Consider the following 10,986-nt stretch of genomic DNA (forward strand, 5'->3'; position numbering starts at 1 on the left):
GAAGGGGCCTCCCCGAGGGGAGGCCCCTTCGTCGTGCCTGGCGGGGATCAGCCGCCGAACTCCTGGAGACCCTTCAGGGCCTGGTCCAGCAGCGCCTGCCGGCCCTCCAGCTCACGGGCCAGCTTGTCCGCCTTGGCGTCGTTGCCGGCCGCACGGGCCGCGTCGATCTGCTTCTGCAGCTTGTCGACCGCGTCCTGGAGCTGGCCCGTCAGACCCGCCGCACGCGCGCGTGCCTCCGGGTTCGTCCGGCGCCATTCGGTCTCCTCGGCCTCCTGGATCGCCCGCTCCACGGTGTGCATCCGGCCCTCGACCTTCGGCCGGGCGTCGCGCGGCACGTGGCCGATGGCCTCCCACCGCTCGTTGATGGCCCGGAAGGCCGCACGGGCCGCCTTCAGGTCCGTCACCGGCAGCAGCTTCTCCGCCTCGCCCGCGAGCTCCTCCTTCAGCTTGAGGTTCTCCGCCTGCTCGGCGTCACGCTCCGCGAAGACCTCGCTGCGCGCCGCGAAGAACACGTCCTGGGCGCCGCGGAAACGGTTCCACAGGTCGTCCTCGTGCTCGCGCTGGGCCCGGCCCGCCGCCTTCCACTCCGCCATCAGCTCGCGGTAACGGGCGGCCGTCGCACCCCAGTCGGTCGAGCCGGACAGGGCCTCCGCCTCGCCGACCAGACGCTCCTTGACCTTCCGGGCCTCCTCGCGCTGGGCGTCCAGCGAGGCGAAGTGCGCCTTGCGCCGCTTGGAGAACGCCGACCGGGCGTGCGAGAAGCGGTGCCACAGCTCGTCGTCGGACTTCCGGTCCAGCCGGGGCAGGCCCTTCCAGGTGTCCACCAGGGCCCGCAGCCGCTCACCCGCGGCCCGCCACTGCTCGCTCTGCGCCAGCTCCTCCGCCTCGGCGACCAGCGCCTCCTTGGCGTGCCGGGCCTCGTCGGTCTGCTTGGCCTTCTGCGCCTTGCGCTCCTCGCGCCGCGCGTCCACCGTCTCGACCAGCTTGTCGAGCCGCTTGCGGAGCGCGTCGAGGTCGCCCACGGCGTGGTGCTCGTCCACCTGATGACGGATGTGGTCGATCGCGGCCGTCGCGTCCTTGGCCGACAGGTCGGTGGTCTTCACCCGCTTCTCGAGGAGGCCGATCTCGACAACCAAGCCCTCGTACTTGCGCTCGAAGTAGGCCAGTGCCTCCTCGGGAGTTCCGGCCTGCCACGATCCGACGACCTGCTCGCCGTCGGCTGTACGCACGTACACGGTGCCCGTCTCGTCGACGCGGCCCCACGGGTCGCTGCTCACAGCGCCTCCTCCACATGATGCCGGCGGGGGCTGTCGCCCCCGGGCATCGTCCACAGTTCCCTGACGGGCCTCGCCCGCCCTCCACGACGCGGCCGTTCCGACCGCGCTGCACAACGCCAATCTAGGCGACCGGCCACCCGGCTGTCCGCACTCAGCGCGACCGAATTCGGTGGTTCGCACCCGGCTGACCACACCATGTGTGACGCCTTGGCTCACGCCCTGGCTCAGGCCTTGCCGACGACCGCCTTCTCGATGGTGACGGCCTTCTTGGGCGCACCGTCCGTGGCACCGCCCTCGACCCCGCCCTTGGCCACGTCCTGCACGGCCTTCAGTCCGGCCGCGTCCATCGTGCCGAAGGGGGTGAACTGCGGGGGCAGCTTGGTGTCCTTGTAGACCAGGAAGAACTGGCTGCCGCCGGTGTTCGGCCGCATGGTGTTGGCCATCGCGACGGTGCCCGCCTTGAACGTCACCGTGCCGTCCGCCCCCGGCTTGCCCAGCGCACCGAGGTTCTCGTCCGGGATGTTGTAGCCCGGGCCGCCCGACCCGTCGCCCTTGGGGTCGCCGCACTGGAGCACGAAGATGTTCGCGGTGGTCAGACGGTGACACTTCGTGTTGTCGAAGTACTTCTTGTCCGCGAGGTGCTTGAACGAGTTCACCGTGTGCGGCGTCTTCGCCGCGTCCATCGCGATCGAGACCGCGCCGTGGTTGGTGGTCAGCGCCATCGTGTACTTCGCCTTGGCGTCGATGGCCATCTTCGGCTCGGGCGAGCTGCTCTCGCTCGCCGAGGGCGACGGGAACTCGACGGGCTCCTTCGCGCCGTCCGCCGCGGACTCGGTCCGGAAGTTCGTGTACGCGCCGGCTCCCGCGACCAGCGCCACGGCGATCGCGGCCACGATGATCCTGGTGCGCCGCCTGGCCTTCTGCTGGGCCTCCGCACGACGCTTCTGCTGGCGCTCGAACTTCTCCCGGGCGAGCTGGCGCCGCCGCTGATCGCTGGTGACCACCGGGTCTTCTCCTTGTCGGTCGTCTGTTCCTGTCCTGGCCGAGTGTGCCCGTACCGTATACGGGTTGGCTGTGGAATGAGCAGCGCCGGTAGGCTCTGATCTGCTGCATTCCTCCACCGGACGACTCGTTCCGGACGACTCTCTAAGGACGATCGTGCTCATTGCCGGGTTCCCCGCCGGGGCCTGGGGGACCAACTGCTACCTGGTCGCCCCCGCCGCAGGCGAGGAGTGCGTGATCATCGACCCCGGCCACCAGGCCGCGCAGGGAGTCGAGGAGACGCTCAAGAAGCATCGGCTCAAGCCCGTGGCGGTCGTCCTGACCCACGGGCACATCGACCACGTCGCCTCCGTCGTCCCGGTCTGCGGCGCCCATGACGTACCGGCGTGGATCCACCCCGCCGACCGGTACATGATGAGCGACCCGGAGAAGGCCCTCGGCCGCTCGATCGGCATGCCGCTGATGGGCGAGCTGACGGTCGGCGAGCCGGACGACGTCCACGAGCTGACCGACGGCGCCGCCCTGAAGCTGGCCGGTCTGGAGCTGACCGTGTCGCACGCGCCCGGCCATACCAAGGGGTCGGTGACCTTCGGCATGCCCGAGGCGGCGGACATCCCGCCGGTCTTCTTCTCGGGCGACCTGCTGTTCGCCGGCTCCATCGGACGCACCGACCTGCCCGGCGGTGACATGGCCGAGATGCTCGACTCGCTGGCCCGCGTGTGCCTGCCGCTCGACGACTCGACCGTGGTGCTGTCCGGCCACGGCCCCCAGACGACCATCGGCCGCGAGCGCGCCACCAACCCGTATCTGCGCGAGGTGGCGGCCGGCGGCCAGGGAGCGGGCCCCGCTCCCCGACGAGGAATGTGACGAGAAGATTCCCGTGAGTACCTTCCAGGCCCCCAAGGGCACCTACGACCTGCTGCCGCCCGACTCCGCGACGTACCTCGCCGTCCGCGAGGCGATCTCCGCGCCGCTGAGGAACTCCGGCTACGGGTACGTCGAGACCCCCGGCTTCGAGAACGTCGAACTGTTCGCCCGCGGTGTCGGCGAGTCCACCGACATCGTCACCAAGGAGATGTACGCCTTCGAGACCAAGGGTGGCGACAGGCTCGCCCTGCGCCCCGAAGGCACCGCGTCCGTACTGCGCGCCGCGCTGGAGGCCAACCTGCACAAGCAGGGCAACCTCCCCGTCAAGCTCTGGTACTCGGGCTCGTACTACCGCTACGAGCGCCCGCAGAAGGGCCGCTACCGCCACTTCTCCCAGGTGGGCGCCGAGGCGATCGGCGCCGAGGACCCGGCGCTGGACGCCGAGCTGATCATCCTGGCCGACCAGGCCTACCGCTCGCTGGGCCTGCGGAACTTCCGCATCCTGCTCAACTCGCTGGGCGACAAGGAGTGCCGTCCCGTCTACCGCGAGGCGCTGCAGGGCTTCCTGCGCGAACTCGACCTCGACGAGGACACCCGCCGCCGTATCGAGATCAACCCGCTGCGGGTCCTCGACGACAAGCGGGCGGACGTCCAGAAGCAGCTGGTGGGTGCGCCCCTGCTGCGCGACTACCTGTGCGACGCCTGCACGGCGTACCACTCCGAGGTGCGCGAGCTGCTGACAGCCGCCGGCGTGGTCTTCGAGGACGACGAGAAGCTGGTGCGCGGCCTGGACTACTACACCCGCACCACCTTCGAGTTCGTCCACGACGGCCTCGGCTCGCAGTCCGCGGTGGGCGGCGGCGGCCGCTACGACGGCCTGTCCGAGATGATCGGCGGCCCCGCGCTGCCGTCGGTGGGCTGGGCGCTGGGCGTGGACCGCACGGTCCTGGCCCTGGAGGCGGAGGGCGTCACCCTCGACATCCCCGCCACCACCAGCGTGTTCGCCGTCCCGATCGGCGAGGAGGCCCGCCGCCGGCTGTTCGGCGTGGTCACCGAGCTGCGCAAGGCGGGCGTCGCGACGGACTTCGCGTACGGCGGCAAGGGCCTCAAGGCCTCGATGAAGGCCGCCAACCGCAGCGGCGCCCGGTACGCGCTGGTACTGGGGGAGCGGGACCTCGCCGAGGGCGTGGCCCAGCTCAAGGACATGGAGTCCGGCGAGCAGGAGCCGGTCGCGCTCGACGCCGTCGTCGAGAAGCTGGCCGCCCGCCCGGCCTGACCTCCAAGGACACCCCGGCCCCGGCCGGGGTGTCCTTATGTCCACCGAACGGCGGACGGGAGCCGCCGTACGGCAGAATGAGCACTGCCTCATGCACCGACCGAGTGAGGGAACGGGCATCACATGACGACTCCAGCGGTTGACGACGCCTCCTCCGCCCACGGCACGACGACCGTCGGCGCGGGCCGGGCGTTCGCGTGGATGCTGGTGGTCACGGGCGCGGCCGGTCTGCTGGCGGCGTGGGTGATTACGCTGGACAAGTTCAAGCTGCTGGAGGACCCGAACTTCACCCCGGGGTGCAGTCTGAACCCGGTGGTCTCCTGCGGCAGCATCATGAAGAGCGACCAGGCCGCCGTCTTCGGTTTCCCCAACCCGATGCTCGGGCTCGTCACCTACGGCATGGTCGTCGCCATCGGTGCCGGGCTCCTCGCCGGCGCCCGGTACCGCCGCTGGTTCTGGCTGGGGCTCAACGCCGGCACGCTCTTCGGCGTCGGTTTCTGCACCTGGCTCATGCAGCAGTCGCTGTACGAGATCAACGCCCTGTGCCTGTGGTGCTCCCTCGCCTGGGTCGCGACGATCATCATGTTCTGGTACGTGACCTCGCACAACGTCCGCGAGGGACTGCTTCCCGCCCCGCGCGCGGTCCGCGGTTTCCTCGACGAGTTCACCTGGCTCCTGCCCGCCCTGCACACCGGGATCATCGGGATGCTGATCCTGACCCGCTGGTGGGACTTCTGGACCGGCTGATCCGCCGGAACCGACTGTCAGTGGCCTGACATACGCTTCTGGGTGTGGAGCCCGATCTCTTTACCGCCGCGGCGGAAGAACGCCAGGAGAAGGACCCGTCCAGCAGCCCCCTGGCGGTCCGGATGCGCCCGCGCACCCTGGACGAGGTCGTTGGCCAGCAGCACCTCCTGAAGCCCGGCTCCCCACTGCGCCGCCTGGTCGGCGAAGGCGCGGGAGGCCCGGCAGGTGCCTCGTCCGTGATCCTCTGGGGACCGCCGGGCACCGGCAAGACGACCCTGGCGTACGTGGTGTCCAAGGCGACGAACAAGCGGTTCGTGGAGCTGTCCGCGATCACCGCGGGCGTCAAGGAGGTCCGCGCGGTCATCGACGGCGCCCGCCGCGCGGCAGGCGGCTTCGGCAAGGAGACCGTCCTCTTCCTCGACGAGATCCACCGCTTCAGCAAGGCCCAGCAGGACTCGCTGCTGCCGGCCGTGGAGAACCGCTGGGTCACCCTCATCGCCGCCACCACCGAGAACCCCTACTTCTCGGTGATCTCGCCGCTGCTGTCCCGCTCCCTCCTGCTCACCCTGGAACCGCTCACCGACGACGACATCCGGGGCCTGCTCAAGCGTGCGCTCACCGACGAGCGGGGCCTGACCGGAGCGGTGACCCTGCCGGACGACGCCGAGGGCCACCTCCTGCGCATCGCGGGCGGCGACGCCCGCCGTGCCCTGACCGCCCTGGAGGCCGCGGCCGGTGCGGCGCTCGCCAAGGGCGAGTCCGAGATCACGCTCGCCACCCTGGAGGAGACGGTCGACCGGGCGGCCGTGACGTACGACCGGGACGGCGACCAGCACTACGACGTGGCCAGCGCCCTGATCAAGTCCATCCGTGGCTCCGACGTGGACGCCGCGCTGCACTATCTGGCCCGCATGATCGAGGCCGGCGAGGATCCCCGCTTCATCGCCCGGCGCCTGATGATCTCCGCCAGCGAGGACATTGGCCTCGCGGACCCCACGGCCCTCCCCCTGGCGGTCGCGGCCGCGCAGGCCGTGGCCATGATCGGCTTCCCCGAGGCGGCCCTCACCCTGAGCCACGCCACCATCGCCCTGGCGCTGGCACCGAAGTCGAACGCCGCGACCACGGCGATCTCCGCCGCGCGGGCCGACGTACGCAACGGCCTCGCCGGTCCCGTACCTCCCCATCTGCGCGACGGGCATTACAAGGGCGCCGCCAAGCTCGGCCACGCCCAGGGTTACGTCTATCCGCACGACGTACCGGGCGGCATCGCGGCCCAGCAGTACGCTCCGGACGAGATCCACGGCCGGCAGTACTACGAGCCCACGCGCTACGGCGCCGAGGCGCGGTACGCGGACGTCGTGGAGAAGGTCCGCGAGCGGCTGAGGGGCGAAGGAACGGCCTGATCAGCCCTGCGCGGCCTCGAACAGCGTGTGCATCGCCCGCCGCAGCCCGTGGACGTCCACCACCGGCTTGGGAAAGTCGAAGCGCGCGTCGAAGGACCGGCCCGCCGCGTCCAGGCAGCGCACCCGCAGCCCGAACCGGTCCAGCGCCAGCGGCACCACGCGCCGCACGTCCGCACGGTCCCCGAGCAGCCCGCTCAGGCCCCGCACCTGGTCGTCGTGGACGGCCGCGAGGTGCTGGAGCAGCTCGGTCTCGTACGCCGTCAGCGGGTCCGGCCCCGCCGCGGCGAACTCCTCGGCGCTCACCGCCGCGTCGCCCCACAGGTCGTCGACGTACACCTCGCCGACCTCCAGGCGCAGCATCATCCGCCCGGGGCCGGCGATCCCCGGCGCGCACGTCAGCCACCCGGAGACCCGGGCGCGGCCCCGGATACGGTGGCAGACCGCGACCGGGGCGACGTCCGTGAGCTCCAGCACGGCCGGCAGCTCGTCGTCCTGCGCGTGCGTGGCGGCCCGTACGGCCGGGGCGTCGGCCGGAAACAGCAGGTAGACCTCGCCGTCCGTGCCGACCGTCCGCACCTCCGGCATCAGCTCGTGCTCGCCGGCCCCCTCCGCCCCCGGAACGACGAGCACCGCCGAGCATGTACTCTGTACGAGAGTTCGTGTGCGTTCGGCTGCTGACGGCATCCGGGCGATCTCAAGCCCGCTGGGACGCGGCTGACCATGAGCTGATCGGACCTCCGTCACATCGATGCTCCGCGAAGCAGGAGCATCGCTCTTTGTGCTGCTGTCTGTGATGCGCGTGGTGTTCCCAGGGCTCGACATGCGATCTCCTTGATTAAGGTAAGCCTAACCTAACCTATTTCGGAGGTCTGGAGAACGTGCCTAACCAGTCGCGTCCCAAGGTCAAGAAGTCTCGCGCGCTCGGTATCGCGCTGACGCCGAAGGCCGTCAAGTACTTCGAGGCCCGCCCCTACCCGCCGGGCGAGCACGGCCGTGGCCGCAAGCAGAACTCGGACTACAAGGTCCGTCTGCTCGAGAAGCAGCGTCTGCGTGCGCAGTACGACATCAGCGAGCGCCAGATGGCGCGCGCCTACGACCGCGCCAAGAAGGCCGAGGGCAAGACGGGCGAGGCGCTGGTCGTCGAGCTCGAGCGCCGTCTCGACGCCCTGGTCCTGCGTTCGGGCATCGCCCGTACCATCTACCAGGCCCGCCAGATGGTCGTTCACGGCCACATCGAGGTCAACGGTGGCAAGGTCGACAAGCCGTCGTTCCGCGTCCGTCCCGACGACGTCGTGATGGTCCGCGAGCGCAGCCGCGCGAAGAGCCTGTTCCAGGTCGCGCGCGAGGGTGGCTTCGCCCCCGACGGTGAGACCCCCCGCTACCTCCAGGTCAACCTGAAGGCCCTGGCGTTCCGTCTCGACCGCGAGCCGAACCGCAAGGAAATCCCGGTCATCTGCGACGAGCAGCTGGTCGTCGAGTACTACGCCCGCTGATCCAGGCGTAGTCGCTCACGCGTCTTCCGAGCCCGCCGTTCCCCTCCGGGAGCGGCGGGCTCACGCGTTTCCCCGCCCACCGGGGAGGAGTAACCCCCACCACCCCACCCCTGCCGTCCCCCCCCACCTCACCGCGCCGTCCGGCGCGACCGGCGTGTCAGGCCCGCACGCGCGCCGCGGCCGCGTGGCGACGGCACGCCGTCCACGGGGCGCCGCCCGGCCAGGGCCCGCGCCACCGCCTCGTCCTTCGGCAGCGCGCCGCCCTCCGCCAGGCAGGAGCGGAAGCGCTCCGCGCCCAGCGCCTCACCCGCCTGCCGCTCGCACAGCGCCCGGGGCGCGCCGAAGTAACCGGAGCCGAAGAGCGGCAGGCCGACCGCCTCCCACATCGGCGCCGCCGCGCCCTGGAGCACCGCCGCCTCCGCGGGGTCACCCTCGCCGGCGGTCACCAGCGCCAGCAGCTCGATGGCCAGGACCAGCCCCACCAGGTCGTTGAACGCGTGGTCGATGGCGATGCACTCGCCCAGCAGCTCGCGGGCCTCGCCGTGCTCACCGCGGGTCCAGGCCGCGTACGCGAGGACGTACAGCGCGTACGCCCGTGTCCACCGCTCACCCCGGTCCTGGCAGATCTCGCGCACCTCGCGGCACAGTGCCACGGCCGACTCCAGGTCGCCCAGGAAGACCTTCGTCATGGCCAGTTCGACCTGGCCCATCAGGACCTGGCTGTTCAGCTCGCCCAGCTCGCGGTAGGCGATCAGCGCCCGGGACAGCAGTTCCTCGGCGCGCGGCATGTCGTCCGACAGGAGCGCGAGGCAGCCGAGACGGTGGGTGGTGTAGGCGCCCGCGAGCGCGTTGCCCGTACGGGCCGCACCTTCCCCGCACTCGTACAGTGCCGCCATCGCCGCGGTGTCGTCGCCCTGGAGGACCGCCACGTACCCCAGCACCCACAGGGCGCGCAGCCGGGCCTCGTCGTGCCGGGAGCCGGGACGCGGGTCGGACCGCACGGCCCGGTCCAGCCAGTGCCGTCCCTCCGCCAGGCGCCCGCAGCCGACCCAGGAGAACCAGAGCGTCGCGGCCAGGTGCTGGGCCAGGTGGGCCTCGTCCGGCGCCTCCAGGCACAGCTCCAGGGCGGCCCGCAGGTTGGGCAGCGCACTGTCGGCGCAGGCCGCCACCTCGGCCTGGCGGGGGCTGAACCACTCCAGTTCGCACCAGGAGGCCAGGCCCATGTACCAGTCGCGGTGGCGCCGCCGCATCCGCTCCTCGTCGTCCAGCGCGGTGAGCCACTCCGCGCCGTACGCCCGGACGGTGTCGAGCATCCGGTAGCGCACGCCCGCGGGCGTCTCCTCACGGTGCACCACGGACTGGGCCACCAGGCCGGCGAGGACGTCCAGCACCTCGTCGGGCGGCAGGTCCGGCCCGCCGCAGACGTATTCGACGGCGTCCAGGTCGAAGGGGCCGGCGAACACCGACAGGCGTGCCCAGACGAGCCGCTCGCGGGGCGTGCACAGCTCGTGGCTCCAGCCGATGGCCGTGCGCAGCGTCCGGTGCCGGGGCGGCGCGCCGCGCACGCCGCCGGTCAGGAGCCGGAACCGGTCGTCGAGCCGGTGCAGCATCTGCTCCACGGAGAGCACCGGCAGCCGGCCCGCGGCCAGCTCCACGGCCAGCGGGATCCCGTCGAGGCGCCGGCACAGCTCCCGTACCGCGCCGGCGTCCTCCGGGGCCGGGCGCAGGCCCGGCGCGACCGCCGCGGCCCGGTCGGTGAACAGCCGTACGGCGTCGTCGTCCGGCAGCGGGGCGAGCGGCATCACGGCCTCCCCGTCCAGCCGCAGGGGGCGGCGCGCGGCGGCCAGGACGGCCAGCCCGGGGGAGCGGCGCAGGAGTTCCCGTACGAGACCGGCCAGGTCGTCCACCAGGTGCTCGAAGCCGTCGAGGACCAGCAGCAGCCGCCGTCCGGCGAGGTGCTCGGCGAGCACCTCGCGCGGTGGCCGGCGGGTGTGGTCCGTGAGGCCGAGCGCGTCCAGCAGGGCCTGCTCCAGGAGTTCCGGGTCGCGCAGCGGTGCCAGCTCCACCAGCCGGACCCCGTCGCAGTAGCGTTTCTCCGCGGTCGAGGCGGCCCGCGCCGCCAGCCGGGACTTGCCGACCCCGCCCATCCCGGTCACCGTGACGAGCCGGAACTCTCCCAGCAGCCGCTCCAGTTCGGCCAGCTCGTCGTCGCGTCCGACGAACCGGTTCAGCTCCGCCGGCAGATTGCTCCGTCGCATGGAACACGGAGCGTACTCACGACGGAGCACTCCGTACAATCGGACCGCACAACTCCGGCTCCGTGCGCCCGTAATGCGGTACGGGGAGCGAGCGTCGGCGCGATAGGCTCGGAGGACGACTTCGCAGGGCGTCAGCGTGCGACGACGACCGTGCGAGGGCCGACGACCGACGGACATCGACCGACGACCGACCGACGACGATCTACGAGCAGAGAGCGGTGCGCAGTGACCGGTGGAGAGGTTGCCGGGATTCTGGTGGCCGTCTTCTGGGCGATCCTGGTCTCCTTCCTGGCCGTGGTGCTGGTGAGGCTGGCCCAGACGCTCAGGGCGACCACCCGACTCGTGGCCGAGGTGACCGAACAGGCGGTCCCGCTGCTGGCGGACGCCTCCGCGACGGTCCGCTCCGCGCAGACGCAGCTCGACCGGGTCGACGCCATCGCGTCGGACGTCCAGGAAGTGACGTCCAACGCCTCCGCGCTCTCCACGACGGTGGCCTCCACCTTCGGCGGGCCGCTCGTGAAGGTCGCGGCGTTCGGCTACGGCGTGCGCCGGGCGATGAGCCGGAACAAGAACGACAGGCCGGCCGAGCAGCCCCGGCGTACGGTGATCGTCGGCCGTACGGTGCCAGGGGCGCGGGGCCGGAAGCGGAAGGGCTGACGCTAG

10 protein-coding genes are annotated in these 10,986 nt (G+C 71.6%); 6 read left to right on the top strand and 4 right to left on the bottom strand.

Going from position 1 to position 10,986, the window contains the following annotated elements; genetic code table 11:
* Nucleotides 1-47: 47 nt before the first annotated feature.
* Nucleotides 48-1,277: a DUF349 domain-containing protein gene (locus EIZ62_RS27445; RefSeq protein WP_156695348.1), complete on the bottom strand. Its 1,230-nt coding sequence runs from the start codon at nucleotides 1,275-1,277 to the stop codon at nucleotides 48-50.
* 224 nt (nucleotides 1,278-1,501) lie between these two features.
* Entirely contained in the window at nucleotides 1,502-2,281 is a 780-nt protein-coding gene (locus EIZ62_RS27450; RefSeq protein ID WP_156695349.1) for a peptidylprolyl isomerase, read from the bottom strand.
* Between the two features lie 154 nt (nucleotides 2,282-2,435).
* Between EIZ62_RS27450 and EIZ62_RS27455 the strand changes: the two genes are divergently transcribed.
* From EIZ62_RS27455 to EIZ62_RS27470, 4 genes are all read left to right on the top strand, one after another.
* The gene (locus EIZ62_RS27455; RefSeq protein WP_156695350.1) at nucleotides 2,436-3,146 is read left to right on the top strand and encodes an MBL fold metallo-hydrolase; all 711 of its coding nucleotides are present in this window, start codon (nucleotides 2,436-2,438) and stop codon (nucleotides 3,144-3,146) included.
* A gap of 13 nt (nucleotides 3,147-3,159) precedes the next feature.
* Complete coding sequence (gene hisS, locus EIZ62_RS27460; RefSeq protein ID WP_156695351.1) at nucleotides 3,160-4,422, top strand: histidine--tRNA ligase; 1,263 nt, start codon at nucleotides 3,160-3,162, stop codon at nucleotides 4,420-4,422.
* 123 nt (nucleotides 4,423-4,545) lie between these two features.
* Nucleotides 4,546-5,169, top strand: coding sequence for a vitamin K epoxide reductase family protein (locus EIZ62_RS27465; RefSeq protein ID WP_156695352.1), 624 nt, complete (start codon nucleotides 4,546-4,548; stop codon nucleotides 5,167-5,169).
* Nucleotides 5,170-5,213: 44 nt separating this feature from the next.
* Entirely contained in the window at nucleotides 5,214-6,572 is a 1,359-nt protein-coding gene (locus tag EIZ62_RS27470; RefSeq protein ID WP_156695353.1) for a replication-associated recombination protein A, read from the top strand.
* On the opposite strand, the gene EIZ62_RS27475 is transcribed toward EIZ62_RS27470, so the two are convergent.
* Nucleotides 6,573-7,256, bottom strand: coding sequence for a DUF2470 domain-containing protein (locus EIZ62_RS27475; RefSeq protein WP_156695354.1), 684 nt, complete (start codon nucleotides 7,254-7,256; stop codon nucleotides 6,573-6,575). It lies immediately after the preceding gene.
* A gap of 194 nt (nucleotides 7,257-7,450) precedes the next feature.
* Between EIZ62_RS27475 and rpsD the strand changes: the two genes are divergently transcribed.
* Nucleotides 7,451-8,065, top strand: coding sequence for a 30S ribosomal protein S4 (rpsD, locus tag EIZ62_RS27480; protein WP_156695355.1), 615 nt, complete (start codon nucleotides 7,451-7,453; stop codon nucleotides 8,063-8,065).
* A gap of 128 nt (nucleotides 8,066-8,193) precedes the next feature.
* Here rpsD and EIZ62_RS27485 read toward each other — a convergent pair whose 3' ends face one another.
* A complete protein-coding gene (locus EIZ62_RS27485; protein ID WP_156695356.1) occupies nucleotides 8,194-10,323 on the bottom strand; it encodes an ATP-binding protein in 2,130 nt (709 codons plus the stop codon).
* A 225-nt stretch (nucleotides 10,324-10,548) separates the two neighbouring features.
* Between EIZ62_RS27485 and EIZ62_RS27490 the strand changes: the two genes are divergently transcribed.
* A complete protein-coding gene (locus tag EIZ62_RS27490; RefSeq protein ID WP_064068038.1) occupies nucleotides 10,549-10,980 on the top strand; it encodes a DUF948 domain-containing protein in 432 nt (143 codons plus the stop codon).
* Nucleotides 10,981-10,986: the final 6 nt, after the last annotated feature.

This window comes from Streptomyces ficellus (assembly GCF_009739905.1).
Taxonomy (GTDB): Bacteria; Actinomycetota; Actinomycetes; order Streptomycetales; family Streptomycetaceae; genus Streptomyces; species Streptomyces ficellus_A.